20 protein-coding genes and 1 pseudogene are annotated in these 25,906 nt (G+C 75.8%); 17 read left to right on the forward strand and 4 right to left on the reverse strand.

The annotated features are described in order from the left end of the window. Positions 1-75: 75 nt before the first annotated feature. From LC193_RS07110 to LC193_RS07175, 14 genes and pseudogenes are all read left to right on the forward strand, one after another. Positions 76-1,491: an amidase gene (locus LC193_RS07110; protein WP_226072635.1), complete on the forward strand. Its 1,416-nt coding sequence runs from the start codon at positions 76-78 to the stop codon at positions 1,489-1,491. Positions 1,492-1,672: 181 nt separating this feature from the next. Next, a complete protein-coding gene (locus tag LC193_RS07115) occupies positions 1,673-2,311 on the forward strand; it encodes a hypothetical protein (protein ID WP_226072637.1) in 639 nt (212 codons plus the stop codon). Positions 2,312-2,514: 203 nt separating this feature from the next. Beyond that, on the forward strand, positions 2,515-3,570 hold the full coding sequence (locus tag LC193_RS07120) for a LacI family DNA-binding transcriptional regulator (RefSeq protein ID WP_226072639.1): 1,056 nt from the start codon (positions 2,515-2,517) through the stop codon (positions 3,568-3,570). Further along, positions 3,567-4,526, forward strand: coding sequence for a carbohydrate ABC transporter permease (locus tag LC193_RS07125; RefSeq protein ID WP_226072640.1), 960 nt, complete (start codon positions 3,567-3,569; stop codon positions 4,524-4,526). The genes LC193_RS07120 and LC193_RS07125 overlap by 4 nt, the downstream gene beginning before the upstream one ends. Continuing rightward, the gene (locus LC193_RS07130; protein WP_226072641.1) at positions 4,523-5,398 is read left to right on the forward strand and encodes a carbohydrate ABC transporter permease; all 876 of its coding nucleotides are present in this window, start codon (positions 4,523-4,525) and stop codon (positions 5,396-5,398) included. Before LC193_RS07125 ends, LC193_RS07130 begins: the two co-directional genes overlap by 4 nt. Next, a complete protein-coding gene (locus tag LC193_RS07135) occupies positions 5,398-6,717 on the forward strand; it encodes an ABC transporter substrate-binding protein (RefSeq protein WP_226072642.1) in 1,320 nt (439 codons plus the stop codon). Before LC193_RS07130 ends, LC193_RS07135 begins: the two co-directional genes overlap by 1 nt. A gap of 154 nt (positions 6,718-6,871) precedes the next feature. Further along, entirely contained in the window at positions 6,872-7,975 is a 1,104-nt protein-coding gene (locus tag LC193_RS07140) for an ADP-ribosylglycohydrolase family protein (protein ID WP_226072643.1), read from the forward strand. Beyond that, a complete protein-coding gene (locus tag LC193_RS07145) occupies positions 7,972-9,285 on the forward strand; it encodes an ADP-ribosylglycohydrolase family protein (protein ID WP_404819363.1) in 1,314 nt (437 codons plus the stop codon). The genes LC193_RS07140 and LC193_RS07145 overlap by 4 nt, the downstream gene beginning before the upstream one ends. Then, positions 9,282-10,454 (forward strand): ADP-ribosylglycohydrolase family protein, encoded by a 1,173-nt coding sequence (locus LC193_RS07150; protein ID WP_226072644.1) that lies wholly within the window; start codon positions 9,282-9,284, stop codon positions 10,452-10,454. The genes LC193_RS07145 and LC193_RS07150 overlap by 4 nt, the downstream gene beginning before the upstream one ends. After that, positions 10,454-11,851 (forward strand): ADP-ribosylglycohydrolase family protein, encoded by a 1,398-nt coding sequence (locus LC193_RS07155; RefSeq protein WP_226072645.1) that lies wholly within the window; start codon positions 10,454-10,456, stop codon positions 11,849-11,851. Before LC193_RS07150 ends, LC193_RS07155 begins: the two co-directional genes overlap by 1 nt. After that, positions 11,848-12,738: pseudogene (locus LC193_RS07160) on the forward strand (ribokinase); the annotation flags it as partial. The gene LC193_RS07155 and the pseudogene LC193_RS07160, both read left to right, overlap by 4 nt. 182 nt (positions 12,739-12,920) lie before the next feature. After that, a complete protein-coding gene (locus LC193_RS07165) occupies positions 12,921-14,114 on the forward strand; it encodes a CaiB/BaiF CoA transferase family protein (protein ID WP_226072646.1) in 1,194 nt (397 codons plus the stop codon). Then, a complete protein-coding gene (locus LC193_RS07170; protein ID WP_226072647.1) occupies positions 14,111-15,007 on the forward strand; it encodes an HpcH/HpaI aldolase/citrate lyase family protein in 897 nt (298 codons plus the stop codon). The genes LC193_RS07165 and LC193_RS07170 overlap by 4 nt, the downstream gene beginning before the upstream one ends. A gap of 565 nt (positions 15,008-15,572) precedes the next feature. Continuing rightward, on the forward strand, positions 15,573-16,190 hold the full coding sequence (locus tag LC193_RS07175; RefSeq protein WP_226072648.1) for an imine reductase family protein: 618 nt from the start codon (positions 15,573-15,575) through the stop codon (positions 16,188-16,190). 86 nt (positions 16,191-16,276) lie between these two features. Here the strand turns inward: LC193_RS07175 and LC193_RS07180 are convergent, their stop codons facing one another. Beyond that, positions 16,277-17,173 (reverse strand): alpha/beta fold hydrolase, encoded by an 897-nt coding sequence (locus LC193_RS07180; protein WP_226072649.1) that lies wholly within the window; start codon positions 17,171-17,173, stop codon positions 16,277-16,279. Positions 17,174-17,434: 261 nt separating this feature from the next. Continuing rightward, the gene (locus LC193_RS07185) at positions 17,435-18,793 is read right to left on the reverse strand and encodes a sensor histidine kinase (RefSeq protein ID WP_226072650.1); all 1,359 of its coding nucleotides are present in this window, start codon (positions 18,791-18,793) and stop codon (positions 17,435-17,437) included. Between the two features lie 418 nt (positions 18,794-19,211). Here LC193_RS07185 and LC193_RS07190 point away from each other — a divergent pair, with 418 nt between their 5' ends. The 3 genes from LC193_RS07190 (at position 19,212) to LC193_RS07200 (ending at position 22,626) form a co-directional block, all read left to right on the forward strand. After that, entirely contained in the window at positions 19,212-19,691 is a 480-nt protein-coding gene (locus tag LC193_RS07190) for a cation:proton antiporter regulatory subunit (protein ID WP_226072651.1), read from the forward strand. Positions 19,692-19,782: 91 nt separating this feature from the next. Then, a complete protein-coding gene (locus LC193_RS07195) occupies positions 19,783-20,997 on the forward strand; it encodes a cation:proton antiporter (protein ID WP_226072663.1) in 1,215 nt (404 codons plus the stop codon). Positions 20,998-21,177: 180 nt separating this feature from the next. Further along, positions 21,178-22,626 (forward strand): FGGY family carbohydrate kinase, encoded by a 1,449-nt coding sequence (locus LC193_RS07200; protein WP_226072665.1) that lies wholly within the window; start codon positions 21,178-21,180, stop codon positions 22,624-22,626. A gap of 35 nt (positions 22,627-22,661) precedes the next feature. Here the strand turns inward: LC193_RS07200 and LC193_RS07205 are convergent, their stop codons facing one another. Further along, entirely contained in the window at positions 22,662-23,912 is a 1,251-nt protein-coding gene (locus tag LC193_RS07205; protein ID WP_404819364.1) for an RNA polymerase sigma factor, read from the reverse strand. Further along, the gene (gene dnaG / locus LC193_RS07210) at positions 23,878-25,842 is read right to left on the reverse strand and encodes a DNA primase (RefSeq protein ID WP_226072667.1); all 1,965 of its coding nucleotides are present in this window, start codon (positions 25,840-25,842) and stop codon (positions 23,878-23,880) included. The genes LC193_RS07205 and dnaG overlap by 35 nt, the downstream gene beginning before the upstream one ends. Positions 25,843-25,906 lie beyond the last annotated feature (64 nt).

The following is a 25,906-nucleotide window of genomic DNA, read 5'->3' on the forward strand; positions in this document are numbered from 1 at the left end:
CGGTTTTTCCGATGCGAGTGTATCGGTCGCCCCCTAGGATGCGATGCACTTGCATCGGAACGAGGTTTCGGAATCATGACAGAAGCACTGTGGGAACGGCCGGCCACCGAGCAGGCGGCGCTGGTGCGTTCCGGCGAGGTCTCCGCCGCCGAGCTGGTCGACAGCCACCTGGCCCGGATCGACGCGGTGAACCCGGCGGTCAACGCGATCACCCAGCTGCTCGCCGACCGGGCCCGCGCGGACGCGGCGGACGTGGACCGGCGGCGGGCCGCGGGCGAGGAGCCGGGGGCGCTGGCCGGGGTGCCGTTCACCGTCAAGGAGAGCATCGACATCGGCGGCGTGCCCACCACGCACGGAGCCGAGCGGCTGCGCGGCCTGGTGGCGCGCGCGGACGCCCCGCCGGTGGCCAGGCTGCGCGCGGCGGGTGCCGTGCCCATCGGGCACACCAACATGCCCACGCTCACCCTCGCCGGGGTGCACCCGCGCAGCGAGTTGTTCGGGGAGACCGCCAACCCCTGGAATCCCGAGGTCACGCCGGGAGGCAGCAGCGGCGGTGACGGCGCGGCCGTCGCCACCGGCATGGCGGCCCTCGGCCTCGGCAACGACGCGGGCGGCTCGGTCCGCGTCCCCGCGTCGTTCTGCGGCGTCGCCGGGCTGAAGCCGACCTACGGCCGGTTCCCCGCCGACCACCGCGTCGGGCCCGACGACCCGCCGCTGGGCGCGCAGCTGTTCGTCGTCGACGGCCCGCTGGCCCGGCGCGTCGGGGATCTGCGCGCCGCCTGCCTGGCCCTTTCCGGCACCGACCCGCGCGACCCGAGGGCCGTTCCCGTGCCCTTCCGCGGGGAGCCCGTCGCCGCGCCGATCGGCGTCGCCGTCGTGGCCGACCCCGGCGGGCTGGGCACGCACCCGGCCGTGCGGGCCGCGGTGGCGACGGCCGCCGACGCGCTGGCCTCGGCCGGGTACGCGGTGGCGGAGGTGCCGGACGTGCCGCGCCTGGCGGAGGCGACCGAGACCTACGGCAGCCTGCTGATGACGGAGTTCGCGCCGTCCTGGCCCGCGGTGCGCACCCTGCTCGGGGCGGACGGGCACCGCTACATCGAGATGTCCATGGCCAAGGCGCCGCCGGTCGGCATACCTGAGTACCTGCGGCTGACCGGGGTGCTGCACGGCCTCCGGCGGTCCTGGGCGGAGTTCCTCGACCGGTACCCGCTGCTGCTCGCGCCGGTGTTCACCGAACCGCCGTTCGCGCCCGGCACCGAGTCGCGCGACCCGGAGGGGCACGACCTCGTCGGCACCGCGATGCGGCTGTGCTCGGCGACCAGCCTGGTCGGCGTGCCCGCGGTGGCCGTGCCCGCGGGCTTCGCCGGCGGCCTGCCCATCGGCGTGCAGGTCGTCGGGCGCGCCTACCGCGAGGACCTGTGCCTGGACGCGGCCGAGGCGATCGAACGGCGCACGCCCGTCCGCACCCCGGTGGAGCCCCGCCGCCGGTGACCGGCGCCGGCCCCCGCGACCGGCACGGCGCGGGGGTCGGCGCCGCGCGCCCGGGGCCCGCGCCGGGGGCGCGGAAGGTCTCGGTACGGCGTCCAGTGTCCGCGTTCCGTCACACACCGGAGCACGCCTCCGCAGAGGGGATAACCTGCCGGAAGCAGACACATGTACGAGGGGAAGACTCATGCACCGCTCCATACGACTCGCTCTGCCGGCCGCCGCGGCGGCGACGGCCCTGGCCATCAGCGGGTGCAGCGGCGAAGGGCCCTCCCCGTTCGAGGCGCCGGACCTGGAGGAGAGCCTGGAACAGCTCGACGACGGGGCGACCGGCGGGGAGGACGACGCTCCCGAGGGCGGCACGGGCGGGGACACCGGCGAGACCGAGCCCCCCGCCGACGAGCCGCCGGGCGACACCAGCGGCGGCGCCGGGGGCGACACCGGTGGCCTCGGTGGCAGCGCGGACGACATCGAGGGCGACTGGTTCACCGGCACCACGCGCGACGACGCCAACCTCGAAGTCCTGAACGGCGACGGCACCGTCAAGTTCTACGAGGACTTCGGCATGGAGGGCGACGTCTGCGACGGCACCATCGGGAACGGCACGATCACGCTGGAGGAGTGCACCGTCTACGGTTCCCAGGAGTGGACCGACATGACGGCCACCTACACGGTGGACGGGCCCACGATGGAGGTCACCTGGTCCTCGGGCACCACCCAGACCTTCCGCAACGCCTACGGCGGCGGTTTCGACGAGGACGAGCTCAGCGAGTTGCAGGAGAACGTGTACAACGGCCCGTCCTCCGAGCCGCCCCTGGACCTCTGACCCCGGACCCGGCCGAGGGGGCGGGGGCGGTGCGTGCGCGCACCGCCCCCGCCCCCTCGGCGTTCCCCCGCGCTCCCGCGCGCGGATCACCTCGTGCACACCTCTTGACGGCGCCGGACGGCTGCCTCCACCATCTGTAAACGATTCCAGCGTCTGAAAACGTTTACAGGAATCGGAAGTTCCTCCAGGAAAAGGACAAGTGGATGCCGAACGGCGGCCAGCCGACCATCGTGTCGATCGCGGCGCGCGCGGGCGTCTCCATCGCGTCGGTGTCCCGTGTCCTCAACGGGCAGGGCGCGCGCCGCGACACCGAGGAGCGCGTCCGTCGCGCCGCCGACGAACTCGGCTACGTGCCCAACGCGGTGGCGCGTTCCCTGAAGGACGGCAGGACCAGGCAGCTCACGTTCGCCATGCCCGACATCGGCAACCCGGTGTACGTCGCGATGGTCCGCGCCATCCAGGCCGTCACCAAGGCGGCCGGCTACCGGCTGCTGCTGCACTCGACGGACGCCGTCGCCGAGGACGAACTCGCCGTGCTGCACAGCCTCGGCGACCGGACGAGCGACGGGCTCATCCTGTGCCCGATCCGCATCACGGACGAGCACGTGGCCGCCCTGACCGCCGCGGCAGGACCGGTGGTCGTCATCGGGTCGCTGCCGGACGGCGTCCCGGTCGACAGCGTCCGCGCCGACTCCGTCGCCGGGTCCGCCCTCGTGGTGGCCCACCTGCACGGGACGGGCCGGCGGCGGATCGCGTTCGTCAACGGCCCGTCCGACACCGTGCCAGGACGCAACCGCGGACACGGCTACCGGACCGCGCTCGCCGCGCACGGCCTGCCGTACGACGAGACGCTCGTGGTGCACACCGACTTCGGCATCGAGTCGGGCGCCGCCGCGGCGCGCCGCCTGCTTCCCGCGCGCCCCGACGCGATCTTCTGCGCCAACGACCAGCTCGCGCTCGGCGCCGCGCACGCCCTGCTCGCGCGGGGCGTGCGCGTCCCCGAGGACATCGCGGTCGCCGGCATGGACGACAGCACCCTCGCGCAGGCCGGCTGGCCGCCGCTGACCAGCGTCGACCTCGGCTCGTCCGCACGCGGCAGGCGCGCGGCGGAACTGCTGCTCGACCGCCTCGAAGCCCCCGACGCGGAAGCCGCGTTCGCGCCGCGCACCACCACCGCGTTCCCCCGGCTCGTCGTCCGCGCCTCGACCGCGCCCGCGACCGGCTTCCCCGACCCGCCGCCCCTCACGAGGACCCCATGAGTCTCACCGCTCCCCGGGCCGAAGCCGTCCCGGGCGACCGCGGCACACCGCCGCCCAGGACACCCGCCCGGCGCAGACAGGCGCTCGGGCTCGACCACGGGGCCTGGTTCCTGCTGCTGCCGGCCCTGCTGCCGATCCTCGTGCTCAGCGTGGGCCCGCTGCTGTACGGCGTGGCGCTGGCGTTCACCGACGAGCAGGCGGGCCGCACCGAGTCCGCCGACTTCATCGGCCTGCTGAACTTCACCGACCTGCGGCACGACTCGCTGTTCTGGGAGTCCTTCCGCGTGGGCCTGGTGTGGGCCTGCTCGGTGACCGCGTTGCAGTTCGCGCTGGCCCTCGGCCTCGCCCTGCTGCTGAACCAGAACCTGCGCTTCCGCTGGCTGGCCAGGACGCTGGCGCTCGTGCCCTGGGCGATGCCCGAGGTGGTCGTGGGCATCATGTGGCGCCTGGTCTACCACCAGGACGCCGGCATCCTGAACCGGACGCTGTCGCAGCTCGGGCTCATCGGCGAGAACGTCGACTGGCTGACGAACCTGTCCCTCGCGCTCCCCGCCGTCGTCCTCGTCGGCGTCTGGGCGGGGATGCCGCAGACCACGGTGGTCCTGCTCGCCGGGCTCCAGAACGTGCCGCACGAGCTGCGCGAGGCCGCCGAGGTGGACGGCGCCGGCGTGTGGCGCCGCTTCACGACGGTGACCTGGCCCGCGCTGCGGCCCGTGGTCCTCGCGATCACCGCGCTCAACTTCATATGGAACTTCAACTCCTTCGGCCTTGTCTACGTGCTCACCCAGGGCGGGCCCGGCAGCGAGACCCGGCTGCCGATGCTGTTCGCGTACGAGGAGGCGTTCAAGTACGGGCAGTTCGGCTACGCCGCGGCCATGGGACTGGCGATGATCGCGGTGGTCGCCGTGCTGCTCACCGTGTTCCTGCGCAACCGCCTCAAGGAGGAAGAACGGTGAGCGCCGCCCCCACGCCCGCGAAGGCGCCGCGCGCCCGGCGTGCGCGCCGCGCGGCGGGCCGCGCGGGCCAGTACGTGGCGCTGGCCTGCTACCTGGTCTTCCTCGCCTTCCCCCTCGTGTGGCTGCTCTCCACGTCGTTCAAGTCACCGCAGGAACTCGCCTCGATCGTCCCGACCTGGATCCCGCGCGAACCGAGCCTGGAGAACTACCGGCTGGCCTTCGAGGCGCACCCGCTGGCGCGCTCGGCGCTCAACAGCCTGCTCGTCGCGGGCAGCGCGGCGCTGATCTCGGTGGCGGTAGCCGTGCCGGCCGCGTACGTGATGGTCCGCCACCGGTCGCCGGTCAGCCGGGCCGGGACGGCGTGGATCCTGATCAGCCAGATGTTCCCCCTGGTACTGATCATCATCCCGCTGTTCCTGATCCTGCGGAACCTCCAGCTGATCAACTCCCTGCCGGGTCTTGTCCTTGTCTACGTGGTGTGGAACCTGCCGTTCTCGCTGTGGATGCTCCAGGGCTACGTCAGAGCGGTGCCGCCGACCCTGGAGGAGGCCGCCGCCGTGGACGGGGCGGGCCGGCTGCGCACCCTCACCGGCGTGGTGCTCCCGCTGCTCGCGCCGGGCCTGGTGGCGACGCTGATGTTCTCCTTCGTCACCGCGTGGAACGAGTTCTTCTTCGCCCTGGTCCTGCTCAAGTCCCCCGAGAGGCAGACGATGTCCGTGATCCTCACCCACTTCGTCGGCGCGGAGGGCGTCGCGGACCTCGGCCCGCTGGCCGCCGCCTCGTTCCTCGCCACCCTGCCCAGCCTGCTGTTCTTCGCGCTGCTCCAGCGGCGCCTGGTGAACGGCATGCTCGCCGGGGCGGTGAAGGGCTGATGCGCGCCCCGCGCCGCGTCGCGCGCGCCGGCGTGGCCGCCGCCCTCTCGCTCGTCCTCCTCGCCGGCTGCGGCGGGGAGGAGGACGCGGCGGACGGCACGGTCACGCTCGACTTCCTCAGCCTGGCCTGGCAGTCGGAGTCCGTGGCCGCCCACAAGTCGCTCGTCGACGCGTGGAACGCGGCCAACCCCGACGTGCGGGTCCGCTACGTGCAGGGCAGCTGGGACAACGTCCACGACCAGCTGCTGACCTCGTTCATGGGCGGCGAGGCACCCGACATCATCCACAACGACGCCTCCGACCTGACCGACTTCGCGAACGGCGGCTACCTCGCGGACCTCACCGGCCTGCTGCCGGAGGAACTGCTCGCGGACATCCCGCGGCGGTCCTGGGACACCACGACCTACGAGGGCGGCGTCTACGGGGTGCCGTTCCTCCAGGAGCCGCGCGTGCTGATCGCCAACACGCGCCTGCTCGCGGAGGCGGGCGTGCGCACGCCGACCGCGGACCGGCCGTGGACGTGGGGGGAGTTCGAGGAGGTGGCCGCGCGGCTGACCCGCGACACCGACGGCGACGGGGACACCGACACCTACGGCGTGGCCTGGTCGATGAAGGAGCCGGTCAGCCAGTCGGTCAACCTCTCGCTCTCCACCGGCGGCCGGATCTTCCACCGCGAGGACGGCGAGAACGTCATCCGCTACGACGCGGCCGACTCCACCGTGGCCGAACTCGTCCACCGGCAGGTCAACGAGGACGGGACGGCCCCCGACAGCAGTCTTGGCATGTCGGGGTCCGACACGCTGCCCGGGTTCTTCGCCGACCGGTACGCGATGCTGCCGCTGAACTTCTCCTTCCGGCAGCAGGTGGCGCAGCAGGCCCCCGACGGGTTCGAGTGGAGCGTGCTGCCCATGCCCGCGGGCGAGGGGGGCGGGGGCGCGGCGCAGGGCGTCGCGCCGCAGACCCTCTCGGTCGCGGAGGACGCCGAGGACCGGCGGGCCGCGGCGGAGTTCGTCGCCTTCCTCACCCGCCCGGAGAACGCCGTCGAACTCGCGCTCGGCGACTGGATGCTGCCGACGGGCGAGACGGCCCTGGCCGACCCCTCGTTGGACACGGCGGAACACGGCTGGCGCACCGGGGTCGAGCTGACCGCCCACCTGCGCCCCTCGCCGGTGCTCGGCGTCCGCGGCTACCCCGAGTGGAAGGACAAGATCGCCACACCGGCGTTCCAGGAGTACTACCGCGGCGCGTTGAGCCTCGACGAGCTGCGCGAACGCCTCACCGACGACGGGAACCGGGTCCTCGACCGCTACCAGCGCTGAGGGCCCGGCCGCCCCCGGCGCGCGCGGCGGCGCGGCCGGGCGGCGGGAACGGCGCGGCGGCGGGGCCGGTGGCGCGACGACGGCGACCGCCTCGGACCACGGCAGACGACGGCAGACCACGGCACACGACGGCAGAGAAGAGCACACGGACACCATGAGCGCAGGACCCGCCCCCCGCGACGAAGCGGACGGCACCCACCGACGACCACGCGGGCTCCCCACGGTGCCGCGCCGGCCCCCGCGCGACCCGGCGGGGCTGCGCGACCGGGCCAGGGGCGCGCTGCTCGGCCTCGCGGTCGGCGACGCGATGGGCGCCCCGGCGGAGAACATGAAGCCCTCCCAGATCCGCGAGCGCTGGGGCCGCATCGAGGGCTTCGTGTCCGAGGACCCGGCCGGGACCGACGACACCGAGTACGCGATCTTCTCCGGACTGCTGCTCGCCGAGCACGGCTCGGCCCTGACCGTCGGGCACGTGGAGGCGGCGTGGCACGAGTGGATCGCCGACCGCGACGAGGGGCCGTTCCGGGGCGCCGGGTTCAGCGAGCGCGGCACGCTGGAGAACCTGCGGCGCGGCCTCGCCGCGCCGATCTCCGCCCAGCACCGGCACGCCTGGAGCGACGGACTCGCCATGCGCGCGGCCCCGTTCGGGGTGTTCGCCGCGGGCCGGCCGGGCGAGGCCGCCAGGCTGGTCGCCATCGACGGCACGGTCTCGCACGACGGCGAGGGCATCTACGGCGGCCGGGCCGTGGCCGCCGGGGTCGCGGCGGCGATGGTGGGCCACGACCCGGACGCCGTGGTGCAGGCCGCGCTGTCCGTGGTCCCCGAGGACTCCTGGACCGCGCGGTCGCTGCACCGCGCGGTGTCCGCGGCCCGCAGGGCGCGGCGCGACCCGGGCGCGACGCAGCTGTCCGTGGAGCGGACCGTCCGCTCGGCCACCGTCATCGGCGGCTATCCCTGGACGGACCTGGCGCCCGAGGCGGTGGGGCTGGCGTTCGGCGCGTTCGTCGCGGCGCGGGGCGAGTTCGCCGACGCGGTGGCCATGGCCGTGAACATGGGGCGCGACGCGGACACCACCGCGGCCGTCGCCGGTGCCCTGTCCGGCGCGCTGCGCGGCGAACGGGCCGTTCCGCCCGAGTGGGCGGCGGCGATCGGGCCGGTGCGGGGCAGTTGCCTGCCGTCGATGGCCGGGATGCACGTCCTCGACGTCGCCGACCGGCTCGCGCCGCCGCCCGACGGGCACGAGGGGGCCGCCGCGTGAGGGCGTCCCGCGGCCGGCCGGCCGGCCCGCCCGCTCCTTCCGGCGCACCCGGCGCGCCGGACGCGGCGCGCGCCCCGCGCGTGCCACCGCACCGGGAGCCGCGGGAGGCGGCGGCGCCCGCCGCCGCCGGGACCGCCCTCGGCGGCCCGGCCGCCGCGCACGGGCCCCGGCGCGTCGAAGGACTCCTGCTCGGCATCGCCGCGGGGGACGCGGCGGGCTGGCCCTCGGGGCGGCACCGCGCGGCCCGGCTGCCGGACTGGACGCGGCGGCTGACCCGCGAACTCGACACGTTCGCCGAGCAGAACGCCACCACGACGCTGCCCGTTCCGATAGCGCTCAACCAGCCGCCGGAGCCGCTGCGCCTGGGCCCCTCGGACGACGCGGAATGGGCGGCGTTCACCGCGCGCGCCGTGCTCTCCGCCGCCGCCACGGGCGGCAGCGACCTGCCCGCGGACCAGCGGGTGCGCTCCGCGCTCGCCCTCGCCTGGACCGCGCTCGCCGACGAGGTCGCCGCCGCCGCGGACCGCGCCGACGAGATCGAGTCGGCCGAGATCCCGCTGCGCGCGCGGATCTCCGTGCGCGCGGGCCTCGGAAACCTGGCGGCCGGCCTGCGGCCCCCCGCCACCGGCCACGACAACCCGCACTACTTCGACGACGCGGCCTGCGTGCGCGCGGCCGTGCTCGCCGTCGTCCACCCGGGCGACCCGGGGGCGGCGGCGGAACTGGCCGAGTTCGACGCCCGTTACACGCAGGACGGCGACGGCGTGCACGGCGCCCGCGCCATGGCGGCGGCCGTCGCCGCCGGGCTCGGCGGCGCGCCGGTGGACGAGTGCGTCGACGCCGCGCTGCGGCAACTGCCCGAGGGCAGCGAGATCCGCCGCAACGCGCTGCACGCCGTCGGCCTCGGCCGCGCCGCCGTCGCCGCGCGGCCCGGGCTGCCAGGCAACGCGTTCGCGCTGGTGCCGGTGCTCGAACACGAGATCGTCGACCACGTCTACAGCTACGGCATCGCCGCCGCCGAGACGGTGCCCGTCGCGCTCGCCGTCGCCACCGCGGCGGCGGGCGCCGTGACCGAGGCGGTGCCGACCGCCGCGTGCCTGTCCCGCGTCGCCGACTCGGCGCCCGCCCTGGCCGGCGCCCTGACGGGGGTCGTCGGCGGCGCCGACGCCCTGCCGGGCACCTGGCGCGACGCCTGCCGCACCCTCGCCGGCTGCGCGCTGCCGCGCCTGGCCGGCACCGACCTCGTCGACCTCGCCGAGCGGCTCACCCGCACCCCCCTCACGGTCTCCTCGGAAGGACTCCTGGCATGACGACGACACCGCGCAAGGCGGCCCCCGCCCTGTCACTCGAAGACCGCGTCACCGGAGCCCTGGTGGGGGCGGCCGTCGGTGACGCGCTCGGCGGGCCGGTCGAGGGCTGGACGCCCGAGGCCATCGTCGAGCGGCACGGCGGCCGGGTGCGCGGCATCGTGGGGCCGTTCCACGGCGAGAACTGGCGCACCGCGCGGCCGATCGCGCCGTACCACAAGGGCGACGGGCACGTCACCGACGACACCCTGATGACGCACGCGCTGGTGCGGGTCTACGAGCGGGTGCGCGACCACCTCGACGCCTACGCCGTGGCCGACCACCTGGTGCCCGACCTGATCTCCACGCCCCGCTGGATTCCCGAACTCGGCGCGGAGGCGCTGCCGCTGCACCGCGTGTTCCTCGCCGAGAAGTGGATCGTCGCCCGCATCCACTACGGGCACGTCGACCCGCGCGAGGCCGGCAACGGCAACATCGTCAACTGCGGCGCGGCGATGTACATGGCGCCCGTCGGCGCCGTGAACGCCGGCAACCCGCGCGCGGCCTACGCCGAGGCCATCGACGTCGCGGGCGCCCACCAGTCGAGCTACGGGCGGGAGGCGGCCGGGGTGTTCGCGGCGGCGGTGGCCGCCGCGTTCGCCCCCGGCGCGACGCCCTCGTCGGTCGTCGAGGAGGCGCTCGCCCTCGCCAAGGACGGCACGCGCGCGGCGATCGAGGCGGTGTGCTCGGTCGCGGCACGCCACGACGACTTCGAGGAGGCGCTCGCCCCGCTGCGCCGGGCGGTCGCGCCGTTCGACACCGTGGGGCCCGACTACCGCAGCCCCTCGCTGGGCGCGCGCCGCCCCTCGCGGCTGCACGCGATCGAGGAGCTGCCCGTCGCGCTCGGCATGCTGCTCGTCGGGCGCGGCGACTACCGGCACACCGTGCTCGGCGCGGTCAACTACGGGCGCGACTGCGACTCGATCGCCACGATGAGCGGCGCGATCGCCGGCGCCCTCGGCGGGGAACGGGCCGTGCCCGCGGAGTGGAGCGAGGAGGTCGCCCGCGCCAGCCGGCTGGACCTGCACGGTCCCGCGGCCTCGCTCGCGGGCGTGGCGCGCGAGGTGTTCGCGCGGGACGTCGAGCGGCGCCGGGCGCACGAGGCGCTGTTCGGCGCGATCGCGGGCGCCTGATGGGCGCCCGCCGGGAGGCCGCGGACCGGGTGCGTCTGACCTGGGTGCAGCCCGAGGACCTGGTCGGCCACGAGCTGCGCCAGGCCGAGCAGGACGGGCGCGACGCGGGCGCCGTGCGCGCGCGCTGGCTGGCCGCGGGCGGCCGGGCCGCGCCGGAGCGCGCCGGCGCCTCGCCCGCGCCCGAGCGCCCCGACCCGGCGCTGCGCGCGCTCGCCGGCCGGCTGCTCGACGAGTTGGCCGCGCTGCCCTCGCCGCTGGCCGCCGCGGAGCCGACCGACCTGGCCGCGATCCGCGCCGCCTGCCCGCGGTGGCCCGCGCCGCCCGCCGCGCCGCGCCCGGCGTCCGCCGAGCGGCTGCACGCGGGCTGGCTCGGCCGGGCCGCCGGGTGCGTGCTGGGCAAACCGGTGGAGAAGGTCACCTTGAGCGGCATCAGGGCGCTCGGCGCCGCCGTGGGGAACTGGCCGCTGCGCACGTGGTTCACCGAGGCCGGGCTGCCGCCCGAGGTCGCCGCCGCCCACCCGTGGAACCGCCGTTCGCGCGCGACCTCGCTGGCCGAGACCATCGACGGGGCGCCCGAGGACGACGACCTCAACTACCCGCTGCTCGGCCTGCTGCTGCTCAAGCGGCACGGGCGCGCCTTCACCACCGCGGACGTGGCCAGGCTGTGGCTGGACGAACTGCCCGCGGGCCGGACGTTCACCGCGGAACGCGTCGCCTACCGCAACCTGCTCGCCGGGATCGAACCGCCGGGGACGGCCACCCACCGCAACCCGTTCCGGGAGTGGATCGGGGCCCAGATCCGCGCCGACGTCTTCGGCTGGACCCACCCGGGCGACCCCGGCGCCGCCGCCGCGCTCGCCCACCGGGACGCGGTGCTGACGCACACGGGGAACGGCGTGTACGGCGCGATGTTCGTCGCCGCCGCCGTGGCCGCGGCGGCCGGCGGCGCGCCCGACGTGCACGCCTGCCTGCGCGCCGGCCTCGCCGTCGTGCCGCCAGGATCCCGGTACGCGCGCGCGGTCCGGTTCGGCATCGAGGCGGCGCGCGACCGGCCCGCCGCCGGGGACTTCGACGCGGTCGTGGACCGGGTGCACCGGGAGTACGGCGACCACCACTGGGTGCACGTGCTGCCGAACGCCGCCGTGCTCGCCGCCGCGCTGACGCACGCGGACGGCGACTTCTCGGCCTCGGTCTGCCGCGCGGTCTCCGGTGGCTGGGACACCGACTCCAACGGGGCGACGGCCGGCTCGCTGGCCGGTCTGCTCGCCGGCTCGCCCGGGGCGATCCCGGGCCGGTGGACCGCGCCCCTGAAGAACCGGCTGGCGACGACGGTCGCCGGCTTCGACGGCATCGGCTTCGACGCACTGGCCGCGCTCACCCTGGAGGCATCCGCATGACCAGCCGTCCCCCGGCCATCACCGTGCTCGGCTCCACCAACATGGACCTCGTCGCCTACGTGCCGACCGCGCCGCGCCGCGGCGAGACCGTGTTCGGGCGCGAGTTCAGGACCGTGCCCGGCGGCAAGGGCACCAACCAGGCCGTCGCCGCCGCCCGCGCCGGAGGCGCCGTCACCATGATCGGCGCGGTCGGCCGGGACGACTTCGGCCCGCGGCTGCGCGCGGCACTCGCCGAGGCGGGCGTGGCCGTGGACGCGCTGCGCGAGGTGGCCGGGCCGAGCGGCACCGCGCACATCGTCGTCGACGACGACGGGGGGAACTCGATCGTCGTCGTGCCGGGCGCGAACGCCACCGTGACCGGCCTCGCGCCCGGCGACGAGGAGCTGATCGCCGCCGCGGGCGCGCTGCTGCTCCAGCTCGAACTGCCCATGGAGGGCGTGCTCGCCGGGGCGCGGGCGGCCCGCGCGCACGGCGTGCGGACCGTGCTGACTCCCGCGCCCGCGCAACCGCTGCCCGCCGAACTCCTCGCGCTGACCGACCTGCTCGTGCCCAACGAGCACGAGGCCGCCGCGCTCACCGGAGCGGACGACCCGCACCTGGCCGCCGAGGCGTTCCTCGCGGACGTGCCCGAGGTCGTCATCACGCTCGGCGCGGCGGGCAGCCTGTACGCGGCGCGCGGCGCGGAACCCGTGCTCGTGCCCGCCGTGCCCGCGCGGGCCGTGGACACCACGGCGGCCGGGGACACGTTCGTCGGCGCGCTGGCCGTCGCGCACGCCGAGGGGCGGCCGATGCCGGAGGCCATGGGCTGGGCCGCGGCCGCCGCCGCGCTCGCGGTGCGGCGCCCCGGCGCCTCCTCGTCGATGCCGGGGCGCGCGGAGATCGACGCCGAGCACGCGGGGCGCGCCCCCGGCGCCGGGGGCGCGCCCGACGGCGCGGAGGGAACCGGGGGCCCGGGCGCGCCCGGCCGCCCCCGCGAGCGGCGGCGGGCCCCGCGCGGCCGGGACGAAACCGGCCTGCCCCCGCGGGAACCGGACAAGCACCAGCGGAACGAGCACCGCAAGGACGCACGATGAGCACCCGAGCACCCCTCGCGGGACTGAAAGTCCTCGACCTCGCCACCCTGTTCGCCGGACCGCTCGCCGCCACCATGCTCGGCGACTTCGGCGCCGAGGTGATCAAGGTGGAGCACCCGCGCAGACCCGACCCGTCCCGCGGCCACGGTCCGAGCAAGAACGGCGTCGGGCTGTGGTGGAAACTCCTCGGACGCAACAAGCGGAACATCACCCTCGACCTGTCGACCCCGGGCGGCCGGGACGTGCTGCTGCGGCTGGCCGCCGAATCCGACGTCGTCATCGAGAACTTCCGCCCCGGGACGCTGGAGAGGTGGGGCCTCGGCTGGCCCGAGCTGTCCGCGGCCAACCCGCGCCTCGTCCTCGCCCGCGTCACCGGCTTCGGCCAGGTGGGGCCCTACGCGCGGCGCCCCGGCTTCGGCACCCTCGCCGAGGCGATGAGCGGGTTCGCCGCCATCACCGGTGAACCGGAGGGACCGCCGACCCTCCCCCCGTTCGGCCTCGCCGACTCGATCGCCGCGCTGTCCACGGCCTACGCCGTGATGACCGCGCTGGCCGGCCGCGACGGCACGGGGCGCGGACAGGTCGTGGACATGGCCATCATCGAGCCCATGCTGACCGTGCTCGGCCCGCACCCGATCTGGTACGACCAGCTCGGCTACGTGCAGCAGCGCACCGGCAACCGGTCCGCCAACAACGCCCCCCGCAACACCTACCGGACCGCCGACGGCTCGTGGGTCGCCGTGTCCACCTCGGCCCAGTCGATCGCGGAACGCGTCATGCGCCTGGTCGGCCGGCCCGAGGTGATCGAGGAGGAGTGGTTCGCCACGGGCGCCGGCCGGGCCCGGCACGCCGCGGAACTCGACGAGGCCGTCGGGGACTGGATCGCCCGGCACGACCGGGCCGAGGTCGTCGCCGCCTTCGAGCGGGCCGAGGCCGCGATCGCCCCCGTCTACGACATCCGCGACGTGCTGGCCGACGAGCAGTACCGGGCCCTCGGCTCCATCACCGAGGTACCGGACGAGGAACTGGGCCGGGTGCGCATGCAGAACGTCCTCTTCCGCCTGTCCGAGACGCCGGGCGCCGTGCGGTGGGCCGGCCGCCCGCACGGCTCCGACACCGACGCCGTGCTGTCGGGGCTGGGTCTGACCGACCAGGAGATCGCCGAACTGCGGGCGGAGGGAGCCGCGTGAGCCCGCCGGGCGGCGTCCGGGGAGACACGCCGCACGGCGCCGCCGGCCACCTGACCTGGCTGTACGCGCCGGGCGACCGGCCCGCGGTCGTCGCCAAGGCCCTGGCCTCGGGCGCCGACGTCGTCGTGGTCGACCTGGAGGACGCCGTGGCGCCGGAACGCAAGCGCTACGCGCTGGACGCCACCGCCGACCTGCTCGCCCAGCCGCTTCCGGTACCGGTGCACGTCCGCGTGGACGCGCTGGACGGGCCGCTCGCCGAGACCGAGGTGCGCCGACTCGCCCCGCTGCCCGGCCTGGGCGCCCTGCGCCTGCCCAAGGTGACGGGCCCGGGGGACATCGCCCGCGTCACCGGCTGGACCGGGGACCGGGTCCCCCCGCTGTACGCCCTGTTGGAGAGCGCGCTCGGCGTCGAGCGCGCCTTCGCCGTCGCCACCGCGCACCCGGCACTCGCCGGCATCGCGCTCGGCGAGGCCGACCTGCGCGCCGACCTGGGCGTGACCACCGAGGCGGGGCTGGCCTGGCCCCGCAGCCGGGCCGTCGTCGCGGCCCGCGCCGCCGGTCTCGCGCCGCCGGCCCAGTCGGTGTTCCCCGACGTGCGGGACACCGCGGGCCTGGCCCGTTCCTGCGCCGCGGGCCGGGCCCTCGGCTTCCTGGGCAGGGCCGCGATCCACCCGCGCCAACTCCCGGTGATCGAGGACGCGTACCGGCCGACGGCCGAGGAGGTCGCGGCGGCCAGGGACGTGGTCGGGGCGGCGCCGACCGACGCGGGGGCCCTGGCCCTGCCGGACGGCCGTTTCGTGGACGCGGCCGTCGTCGCGGGGGCGCGCAGGACCCTCGCGCTCGCCGAACGCCCGCCGCGCCGGGCAGCAGGCGGAACGCCCGGCGCCGGGTGAGGCCCCACGCCACCCCACCACCGGCACGACCGCCCCCCGGTCGACGGCGTCCGTACCGGCACCGGGCCGGTGGTGTCAGCACCGACACGGCAGGCACCGCCAACACCGGGCCGGCGGCATCAGCACAGGCACCGGCCGCACCGCCCGGCACCCCGCCACCGGGCCGCACCGGTACCGGGCACCGCCACCCCCGGCACCACGACCGGACCGCACCACCGACACCGAGCCGCACCGCCCGACACCACCGACACCAGGCCGCACCGCCCGACACCAACGGAACAGGCTCCGGCACCCCGGCACGGGACCGCACCACCCGGCACCGGGCCGCACCGGTACCGGGCACCGCCACCACCGACACCAGGCCGCACCACCCGCCACCCCGCCACCGGGCCGCACCCGGCGGGACCGGGCCGGACCGGGCGGCGGACCGGCGGGGCCGGGCGCCGCCCGCGCGTCCCGTCCTCAGCGGCGCGCCCCCGGGGTACGCGGCACGCGCGCCGACCGGGCCCGCTCCCGCGCCGCGCTCCCGCCCACCGCGGCCGACGCCCTGTCCGGCCGGGCGCTGGTGAACCTGAACTCCGGCACCCCCGAGGAGGCCCGCGCAGCGGCGCACTGGGCGGCCGAGCGGGGAGCGGCGTATCTCGACGGCGCCATCATGGTCCCGCCGCCGCTCGTCGGGCAGCCCGACGCCGTCTTCCTCTACAGCGGCCCGCGCGCCGTCTTCGACGAGCACAGGGACGCGCTCGCGACGCTGGGGGACCCCCGTTATCTCGGCCCCGACCCCGGACTCGCCGTGCTGTACAACGCGGCCCTGCTCGACCTGATGTACGCGACCGTCAACGGCTTGCTGCACGCCACCGCGCTGGCGCGCTCGGCCGAGGTGCCGGCGACCGAGTTCGTCGACCTGGTCCGCACCTGGTTCATGCCCACGGTGATCGACGCGGCCTTCGCGGAGCAGGCCGTGAACCTCGGTCCCGGCCACTACTCCGGCGACGTGGGAACCATGGAGATGAACCGGACGGCGCTCGACCACATCACCCGCACCTGCCTGGAGCAGGGCGTCGACGCCGCCGCGCCGCGGTTCATGACGGAGCTGGCCGAGCGGGCGATCGCCGCGGGGCACGGCGAGGACAACTACCTCGCGCTGTTCGAGGTCTTCAGGAAGGCGGCACCGGACGCCTGACGCACCGCGCACCCAAGGGGCCGGGTGGCGGGGCGGGCCGGGCGGGCGGACCGCGGGGCCTGGCCGCTTCCCGGTCCGCGCACCGCTCACCGGCCCACCGTCCCCTCGGCAGGAGCGCGGGCGGTGGCCAGAGCGGCCTCCTCGATGAGGTCGGCCACCGTGCGGGGGTGGGTCAGCATCACGGCGTGCGCCGCGTCGACCTCCCTGATCACACCTCCGGCCCGCTCCGCCATGAACCGCTGCGACTCCGGGCTGAGCACGCGGTCCCGCCCCGGGATCAGGAACCACGAGGGCAGCGAGCGCCACGCCTCCCGCTTCGACTCGGCCTCAACCGCGTCGGAGTCGATGGGCCGCTGGGAGACGGCCATCGCGGCGGACCGCCAGGCCGGCACGTCGGGCCCGGTCACCGTGTCCGCGAACACCTCGCGCCTGACGTAGATCTCGGTGCCCGTGCTGCCGTCCGGCTCGGTGTAGGGCACCCGCACATAGTCCCCCTCGGCGCCTGCGCCCGGCCCGGCCCCGGGAACGCCGAACAGCTCCCCCTTCGCCGGCGCGGACGCGGCCACGTAGACCAGCGCCCGCAGCCCGGGACGCACGGTCACGTTGGTGCTGACCGCGCCGCCGTAGGAGTGCGCCACCAGGATCGCGGGACCCGCGACGTGGTCGAGCACGCTGTCGACGTAGGCGGAGTCGGAGTCGAGGCCCCGCAGCGGGTTCGTCGTGGCGAGGACCTGGTGGCCCCGGCGCTGGAGCACGGCGGTGACGTCCTGCCAGATCGACGCGTCCGTGAACGCCCCGTGCAGCAGCACGATCGTGGGCCGCTCCCGACCGCCGCCCCCGGCGGGCGGCGCCCCGGGGAACGGCCCGCCGCCCCGGCCCGCCGAGGACGGCGGGCCTGCGGCGGCGTGTCCCGCGCCCCCGGGTACGGCACAGGCCATGGCGGCAGCGAGCAGCGTCAGGACCGGGCGGCGTGGCAGCCACATGCGGCACCTCCGAGGTACGGGCACGACCCCCACAGTCACGCTCCGTAATCATCTTACGCACAGTGTCGGGAAAATTACCAGAGGTGATGTTCGAGGGTCGACCGGCAGCGCGACGGGCCCGCACCGGCCGCCCGCACCGCGACCGCGTTCAGCCGTGACCGCGTTCAGCCGCGACCGCCCGCACCGCGACCGCCCGCACCGCGACCGCAACCGCAACCGCAACCGCAACCAGCCGTGTCCCGTTCAGCCGCGAGACCGCCGTCAGGACGCGTGGGCCGGTCCCGGCGGCCGGGCCCCGGCGCGCAGCCGCCGCCCGCAGGGGCCGGGGGCGGCGGAACCGCCGTCGGCCGGGTCGGTGGCGCCGGGCGCGGCGCTCCGTTCCGCCGAGCCGGCGGACGGGGATGCGGCGGGGAAGGCGGCCGACAGCCGCCAGCCGCCCTCGTGCGGTCCCGCGGTCAGGACGCCGCCGACCAGGCCGAGCCGTTCCCGCAGCCCGACCAGGCCGAATCCGGGTTCCGGCGCGCCCGCGGCCACGGCTCCCACGGGCTGCGGCTGCCTGGCCCGCGCCCCCTGCCCACCGGCGGGCCCCGGCTCGGGCGCGCCCCCGTCGTCGGTCACCTCCACCGTCACCTCGCCGTCCGCGATGGCCACCGCGACCCGGGCCCTGGCGCCGGCCCCGGCGTGCTTGACCGCGTTGGTCAGGCCCTCCTGCACGACGCGCAGCACGACGAGCCCGCGCATCGAGTCGAGCCTGACCGCTTCCGGGTCGACGTGGCAGTCCACGGGCAGGCCCGCCCGCGTGCTGCGGCCGGCCACGGTGGCGACCGCGGTGGGGAGTTCGTCCGACTCGGCCAGGAGCACGCCTGCGGCCTCGTGCACCGCGGCGGGGTCGCGCAGCACGGCGACCATGCGGCGCAGGTCGGCCAGGGCCGTCGTGGCGGAGCCGTGCACGTCGTCGAGGACGGCGCTCACCTTGGGGTCGAGGCCGGGCAGCACGGTGCGCGCGACACCGACGCGCAACGCCATCGAGGCCACGTGGTGCGCCACGAGGTCGTGCAGCTCGCGGGCGAGTTCCGTGCGTTCCGCGAGGCGGGCGCTGCTCTCGGCCAGGGCGCGCCGCCGTTCGGCCTCCGCCGCGCGGGCCCTCGCCTCGTCCAGGGCGCGCGCGGCGGCGCGCAGGTAGGCGCCGAGCAGGAGCGGGGCCGCGGTGACGCACAGCACGCGGTACCCGACGGCCCACACGCTGTCGGCCGTCTGGTGCTTGCCCATGACGGCGACGTACGCGCAGGCCACGGCCGCCGTGCCGATCGCGGCCGTGTGCAGCGGGCGGCGGACGGCGAGTTCGAGCAGGGCGACGCTGGCGAGCACCTTCACGGCGACCGGGGTGGCGTCCGCGAAGTGCTGCGCGCCGACCACGAGCGCGGCCTCGGCGACGGTGACGGCCAGCGGCCAGACGGCGCCGGGCGCGAACACCAGCCCGGCGAGCACGGTCACCAGCCAGTCGCCCGTGGTCGGGTCGGAGCGCTGCACGAACAGCAGGTAGCCGATCCCGACGAAGAGGGGCAGCAGGCGGACCGGCCCGAAGCGGTCACCGACCGCCCGTGTCAGCCATGTCGTCATCGCCACTCGTTCCGTCCTCGCGTCCGCCCCACGTCGTCCCGACAGTAACGGCAGGCGGACCACCGCCCCTATTCCGCATGGGGGGAACACGGTGGAACGCGCGGGAACATGGGGGAACGCGCCCCGCCGCCCGCCCGGGCCGGGGCGGACACGCGCCGACGGCGTTCCGCGGGCGGCCCGGTGGTCCGAACGCCGCCCGCGGCTCCGCCCGCCGCCCTCGCGGCCGGGCTGGACGCGGCCGGTCGCCGCAGGTGGCGGCGGGTGGGGCCCGTGCGCCGCGAGGCCCTCGGCCGTGCCTGGCCCGTGCCCCGGCCGGGCCCGCGCTGCTACTGTGACCTCGCGACACGACAGGCAACAGACGCCGGGGGCTGGCGTGTTATCGCTCCCGCCACGAGCGGCGGGGCCGGGGAGGACATTCATGGCGACGCGACGCACTCCGCTGCCGGGCGTCGGCACGCAGTACGACATGACCACGCGCGACGGGCGGCACATCTCCGTCGTGGCCCACGAGGACGGCAGGCGGTTCCTCGCCTTCTACTCCCCCGAGGACCCCGACGCCTGCCAGGGCACCGTGCCGCTGGACGCCGAGGAGGCCGCGCGCCTGGCCGCGATCATCGCGCCGGACCGCGCGGAGCACCGGCTGCCGGGCACCGAGTTCGACCTGGACCTGGTGACCGAACGCATCACCGTCGGGCTCGGCTCCCCCTACCGGGGCCGCCCGATGGGCGACACGAGGGCCCGCACCCGCACCGGGGCCTCGATCGTCGCGGTCCTGCGCAGGACCGGCGCCCACCCCTCCCCCGGGCCCGACCACCGGCTCGAAGCAGGCGACACGCTGCTGGTCGTCGGCACCCGGGAGGGCGTCGACGACCTGGCCGACATCATCGCGGGCTCGTGAGGCGCCGCCGGGCGCCACGTCCCGCACGGCGCGGCGCGCCCCGGCGGCCGGGCGGCGCGCCCCGCAGGCCCAACGGAAAGGTGCGGTGACCGTGCACGACACCACGACCATGCTGATCGAACTCGGGGCCGTCGTGCTCGGCCTCGGCCTCGTGGGGCGGCTGGCCGGCCGGCTGGGTCTGTCGCCGATCCCGCTCTACCTGCTGGCGGGCCTGGCGTTCGGGCACGGCGGCCTGCTGCCGCTGTCCACCACCGAGGGCTTCATCGAGGTCGGCGCGGAGATCGGCGTCATCCTGCTGCTGCTCATGCTCGGCCTTGAGTACAGCCCGACGGAGCTGGTCGACAGCCTGCGCACCCAGTACCCGTCCGGCGTGGTCGACCTCGTGCTGAACGCGACGCCAGGCGCCGTGGCGGGACTGCTGCTCGGCTGGGGTCCCGTGGGCGCGCTCGCCCTCGCGGGCGTCACCTACATATCGTCCTCGGGCGTCATCGCGAAGGTGCTCACCGACCTCAACCGGCTGGGCAACCGCGAGACGCCCGTCGTGCTCGGCATCCTCGTCATCGAGGACCTGGCGATGGCCGTCTACCTGCCGGTGCTCTCCACCGTGCTGGCCGGGGTCGGCCTCGCGAGCGGCAGCGTCACGCTGGCCATCGCGCTCGCCACGGCGGGCGCGGCGCTGTTCCTCGCGCTGCGGCACGGCCGCCTCATCAGCAGGGCCGTCTCCTCCGACAACCCGGAGATGCTGCTGCTCGTCGTGCTCGGCCTGACCCTGCTGGTCGCCGGTGTCGCGCAGCAGCTCCAGGTCTCCGCGGCGGTGGGCGCGTTCCTCGTGGGCATCGCGCTGTCCGGCGAGGTGGCGCACACCAGCCGGCGCCTCCTCACGCCGCTGCGCGACCTGTTCGCCGCCGTCTTCTTCGTCTTCTTCGGGCTGTCGACCGATCCGAGCGCGATCCCGCCGGTGCTCGTGCCGGCGCTCGCCCTCGCGCTCGTCACCGCGGGCACGAAGATCGTGACCGGCTGGTACGCGGCCAAGCGCGCGGGGATCGGCCCGAAGGGCAGGTTGCGCGCCGGGGGCGCGCTGGTGGCCCGCGGCGAGTTCTCCATCGTCATCGCCGGCCTCGCCTCGGCGACCGAGCCCAGGATCGCGCCGATCGCCACCGCCTACGTGCTGATCCTCGTGATCCTCGGGCCGTTCGCGACCCGGTGGACCGAACCGGTCGCCCGCCGCCTGCTCGAACGGCGCGCTTCCGGCCCGCGGTCGTCCGACGTGGTCGGCGAGGTGCGCCCGGCGGAGTCCGGCGCCTGACGCCCGCGACCGGCATGACGGGTGCGAACGAGCGGGAACAAGCAACAACGGGCGGCAACGCGCGACAACGAGCGGGAAAGGGCGACGAACGGGCAACAACCGTCCCGTTCCTGAGCCCAAACGGTCACAATGCCGGACCGCGATCCACCGGAACGCGTGTATGAGGCATCATCTGTTCCCATGGGATTGGTCGCCGGTCTTGACAGCTCGTCCGCATACACCCGCATCGTCGTCTGCGACGCGGACACCGGCGATGTCGTCAGGCACGGCCACGCGGAGCACCCCGAGGGCGAGTCGACGCCCGAGGCGTGGCTGCTCTCGCTCGGTGAGGCGGCGGACGGCGGCGTTCTCGAAGACGTCTCCGCCATCGGCGTCGCGGCCCAGCAGCACGGCGTCGTCGCCCTGAGCGCCGAGGGCACCCCGGTCCGGCCGGCCCTCACCGGCGGGGACGAACGCACGCAGGCCGCGGCCCTCGGGCTCGTCGACGCGCTCGGCGGGCGGGCCGCGTGGGCGGAGGCGGTCGGCTCCGTGCCGCAACCCGGCCAGCCCGTCACGCAGTTGCGGCGGCTCGCGCGCGAGGAGCCGGAGGCGGCGCAGCGGACCACGGCCGTGCTCCAGGCCCAGGACTGGCTGGTGTGGCAGCTCCTCGGCCGCCCGCAGCGCTGGACCACCGACCGCGGCGGCGCGTCGAGCACCGGCTACTGGTCCTCGCCGTCCGAGGCGTGGCGGCACGAACTCGCGGAACTCGCCATCGGACACCCCGTCGCCCTGCCCGACGTCCTCGGTCCCGCCGAGCCCGCCGGCCGCACTCCCGAGGGGCTGCTGATCTCGGCCGGCACGGGCGACACGATGGCCGCCGCCTTCGGGCTCGGCGTCGGTCCCGGCGACGCGGTGGTCTCGCTCGGCGCGTCCGCCTCGGTGTGCGCGGTGCACGACGAGGCGCTCACCGATCCGAGCGGCACGATCACCGGATACGCCGACGCCACCGGCCGCCACCTCCCCGTGGTCCGCACCCTGAACGCCACCCGGGTGCTGCGCGGCACCGCCGAACTGCTCGGCACCGACCTGGCGGGCCTGTCGGAGCTGGCGCTGCGCTCGACCCCCGGCGCGCACGGCCTGGTCCTGCTGCCCTACCTCGCCGGGGAGCGCACCCCCGAACTCCCGCACAGCGCGGGCACCCTGGCCGGCATCAGGCGCGAGAGCATGAAGCCGGAGCACCTGGCGCGGGCGGCGTTCGAGGGCATGCTGTGCGGCATCGCCGACGCCGCGGACGTGCTGCGGGGGCGGGGCGTGCGCATCGACCGGGTCTTCCTGCTCGGCGCCGCCGCCGCGCTGCCCGCGGTGAAGGCCCTGGCCCCGGCGCTGTTCGGCGCCGAGGCCGTCATCCCGGCACCGGCCGACTACATCGCCATCGGCGCGGCCCGGCAGGCCGCCTGGGCCCAGGGCGTCTCCGACGGCGTGCTCACCCCCGACGCCCCGCCGCCGTGGCCATCCGCGGCCGGCGAGACGCTGAGCCCCGGCCACAAGGACGGGAAGGACGGGCAGGACGGCAGGGACGCGGTCGGCACGGCCGTGCGCCGGCAGTTCGCGGCCGTGCGGGACGAGATCCACCCGGGCGCGTTCGGCTGACGGCCCGGCGCGGCGGCCCGGCCCGGCGGCCCGGCTCAGTCGAGGTAGCCGCGCAGCTGCCCGGCGTACGCGTGGTCGCGCAGTTTGCCGAGCGTCTTGTGCTCGATCTGCCGGATGCGCTCGCGCGTGACGCCGAACATCCGGCCGATCTCCTCCAGCGTGCGCGGCCGACCGTCGAGCAGGCCGTAGCGCAGCTCGACGACGCGGCGTTCGCGGTCGCCGAGGGTGGAGAGCACCGCTTCGAGCTGTTCGCGCAGCAGCATGAACGCGGCCGACTCCGCCGGGGAGAGCACGTCGGCGTCCTCGATGAGGTCCCCGAGGTTCACGTCGTCCTCGTCGCCGATCGGGGCCTGGAGGGACACCGGGTCCTGCGCGAGCTGGAGGATCTCGCTGACACGCGCGGGCGTCAGCCCGAGGAGGACGGCGACCTCCTCGGACGTCGGCTCGTGCCCGCGCTCCTGGAGCACGCGGCGCTGCACCCGGATCACCCGGTTGATCAGCTCGACGACGTGGACCGGGACCCGGATGGTGCGGGCCTGGTCGGCTATCGCGCGCGACATCGCCTGTCTGATCCACCAGGTCGCGTACGTGGAGAACTTGAAGCCGCGGGTGTAGTCGAACTTCTCCACCGCGCGGATCAGCCCGAGGTTGCCCTCCTGCACCAGGTCGAGCATGGTCAGGCCGCGCCCGATGTAGCGCTTGGCGATGGAGACCACCAGGCGCAGGTTCGCCTCGATGAGGTGACGTTTCGCCAGCCGCCCGCGCACCACGAGCCGGTCCAGGTCGAGGGCCGTCCGCTCGTCGAGGCCGGTCGCGGTCAGCAGCCGCTCCTCGGCGAACAGGCCCGCCTCGACGCGGCGGGCCAGCTCGACCTCGTCGGACGCGCTCAGCAGGGGAATCCGGCCGATCTCGCGCAGGTACTGCCGGAAGAGGTCGCCGGTCGCCCCGCCGGCCTCGGGCCGCGGGGCCACCCGTGGCCGCGCTGCTGCCTGAACCGTACTGCGGTCACCGAGGGTCGGGGTCTGCACGAAGCGGCCTCCAGAGGTCTCGCGGACGTCGCGGAACGCGGGTCGCGCGGCAGGCGGGGGGAAGGAGGAGGTTGGCAGGACGGGAAGCGGCACCGCCCCCAGTGTGAGGTACGGCGCACTCCGGCCACGAGATGCGTGCGGCGACTTTTTGCGGCGGCGACCGCGCCCGGGGCGGGCGCGCGCGAGGTCGTCCGGCCGCGCGGGGCCGGGGCGCGGCCGGGAGTCAGGAGTAGAGGGCGGCCACGCCGCGCTCCTCAAGCGCGGTGCGGTACTGCTGCAACGCCCACAGCTCCTGGCGGACTTCGGCGGCGCGCGCGTTGCCGCTCTGCGCCTCGGCGCGGCGGGCGGCGGACTCCAGATCGGCCAGGCGGCGCTGCACGGCGGCCAGCCGCACCTGCACCAGGCGCCGCCCCGCGTACACGTCCGCCTCCTGCTGCCTGCGGCGCGGCATGGTCAGCGGCTCGACGGCCAGCTCGTTGACCAGGACGCGCACCGAGTCGTCCGGTGCCGCCTCGCGCACCCGGTCGAGGAACGCGCCGTCGGCGGACTCGGTGCCGCCGGCGTCCGCGATGGCGCGGCGCACCACCACGTAGGGCGGCGCGGTGAACTCGTCCTCGCCGAACGCGTCGAAGGCCGGTGAGACCAGCTCGGGGAACTGGAGGGCCAGCTTCAGCAGCTCGCGCTCCTCAAGCAGTGCCGGGCTGCGCAGGTTCAGCGGGGGGCCCTGCCGCACCGCTCCGCCCCCCGGCCACGCCTCCCGCTCCCGCGGCGGCGCGGCCGGCGCCCCGGGGCCGCCGGGCCGGCCGGCGGCCCGCTCGCCGCCCGCGGCGGCGGCGCGCTGCCGCTCCCTGCCCCACTGGGCGAGCTGGCTGATGCGGCGCACCACGAACCGTTCGTCCATGATGCCGAGCAGCCCGGCCAGCCGTACCGCGTACTCGTGCCGGATGGCCGGGTCCTTGATCTGCGCCACGATCTGCGCCGTGTGTTCGAGCGCGGCGGAACGCCCCTCGGCCGTGTCCGGATTGTGCTGCCCGACGACCGACTCGATCGCGAACTGGAACAGCGGTGAACGGGTCTCGACCAGCTCCCGCACGGCGTCGTCGCCTTTGGCGAGCCGGAGTTCGCACGGGTCCATCCCGCCGGGCGACACGGCGATCCAGGTCTGCGCGGCGAACTTCTGGTCGTCCTCGAACGCCCGCAGCGCCGCCTTCTGCCCGGCCGCGTCCCCGTCGAAGGTGAACACGACCTCGCCCGCGCTGTGCGCGCTCGTGCTGTCCATCAGCAGCCGCCGCAGGATCTTGACGTGCTCGCCGCCGAACGCGGTGCCGCAGGTCGCGATGGCGGTGGTGACCCCGGCCAGGTGGCAGGCCATGACATCGGTGTAGCCCTCGACGACCACGGCCCTGTTGCTCTTGGCGATGTCCCGCTTGGCCAGGTCGATGCCGTAGAGCACCTGCGACTTGCGGTAGAGCGGCGTCTCCGGCGTGTTCAGGTACTTGGGGCCGTTGTCGTCGTCGCGGAGCTTGCGCGCGCCGAACCCGACGACCTCGCCGGTGATGTCGCGGATCGGCCAGATCAGGCGCCCCCTGAACCGGTCGATCGGGCCGCGCCGCCCGTCCTGTGCGATGCCCGAGGTCAGCAGCTCGCGGTCGGTGAACCCGCGCCCGCGCAGGAAGCGCACCAGGTGGTCCCACCCGGCCGGCGCGTACCCGACGCCGAAGTGCTCGGCCGCGGCCTGGTCGAAGCCGCGCTCGGCGAGGAAGACGCGGCCGATCTCCGCCTCGGGCGAGGCCAGCTGCTCGGCGTAGAACTGCGCGGCCACCCGGTGGGCCTCGATCAGCCGCGTGCGCTCGCCCTGCTGCCGCCCGGGGCTGTAGCCGCCCTGCTCGTACCGCAGGGTGATCCCCGCCTGGGCGGCGAGCCGCTCCACGGCCTCGGAGAACGACAGGTGCTCCATCTTCATCACGAAGGCGAGCGTGTCCCCGCCCTCCTGGCAGCCGAAGCAGTGGTAGAGGCCTTTGCTCGGGCTGACGTGGAACGAAGGCGACTTCTCGTCGTGGAACGGGCACAGCCCCTTCAGGTTGCCCCCGCCGGCCGGACGCAGCTGAAGGTACTCGGACACGACGGCGTCGATCGGGACCGCGTCCCGCACCGCCTTCACGTCGTCGTCGTTGATCCTGCCCGCCACGCCAGAAGTCTACGGCGCGCCGGTGACAGCCCGGCGGCCGAGCACGGCCACCGCCGGCGTGAGG

The sequence above is a fragment of the Streptomyces marincola genome, from assembly GCF_020410765.1.
GTDB lineage: Bacteria > Actinomycetota > Actinomycetes > Streptomycetales > Streptomycetaceae > Streptomyces > Streptomyces marincola.

What these genes read in the sequence shown, in the direction of transcription:
- LC193_RS07110 (WP_226072635.1), top strand. Translation starts at nt 76, where the DNA reads ATGACAGAAGCACTGTGGGAACGGCCGGCCACCGAGCAGGCGGCGCTG.
- LC193_RS07115 (WP_226072637.1), top strand. Translation starts at nt 1,673, where the DNA reads ATGCACCGCTCCATACGACTCGCTCTGCCGGCCGCCGCGGCGGCGACG.
- LC193_RS07120 (WP_226072639.1), top strand. Translation starts at nt 2,515, where the DNA reads ATGCCGAACGGCGGCCAGCCGACCATCGTGTCGATCGCGGCGCGCGCG.
- LC193_RS07125 (WP_226072640.1), top strand. Translation starts at nt 3,567, where the DNA reads ATGAGTCTCACCGCTCCCCGGGCCGAAGCCGTCCCGGGCGACCGCGGC.
- LC193_RS07135 (WP_226072642.1), top strand. Translation starts at nt 5,398, where the DNA reads ATGCGCGCCCCGCGCCGCGTCGCGCGCGCCGGCGTGGCCGCCGCCCTC.
- LC193_RS07140 (WP_226072643.1), top strand. Translation starts at nt 6,872, where the DNA reads ATGAGCGCAGGACCCGCCCCCCGCGACGAAGCGGACGGCACCCACCGA.
- LC193_RS07150 (WP_226072644.1), top strand. Translation starts at nt 9,282, where the DNA reads ATGACGACGACACCGCGCAAGGCGGCCCCCGCCCTGTCACTCGAAGAC.
- LC193_RS07155 (WP_226072645.1), top strand. Translation starts at nt 10,454, where the DNA reads ATGGGCGCCCGCCGGGAGGCCGCGGACCGGGTGCGTCTGACCTGGGTG.
- LC193_RS07165 (WP_226072646.1), top strand. Translation starts at nt 12,921, where the DNA reads ATGAGCACCCGAGCACCCCTCGCGGGACTGAAAGTCCTCGACCTCGCC.
- LC193_RS07180 (WP_226072649.1), bottom strand. Translation starts at nt 17,173, where the DNA reads ATGTGGCTGCCACGCCGCCCGGTCCTGACGCTGCTCGCTGCCGCCATG.
- LC193_RS07185 (WP_226072650.1), bottom strand. Translation starts at nt 18,793, where the DNA reads ATGACGACATGGCTGACACGGGCGGTCGGTGACCGCTTCGGGCCGGTC.
- LC193_RS07190 (WP_226072651.1), top strand. Translation starts at nt 19,212, where the DNA reads ATGGCGACGCGACGCACTCCGCTGCCGGGCGTCGGCACGCAGTACGAC.
- LC193_RS07200 (WP_226072665.1), top strand. Translation starts at nt 21,178, where the DNA reads ATGGGATTGGTCGCCGGTCTTGACAGCTCGTCCGCATACACCCGCATC.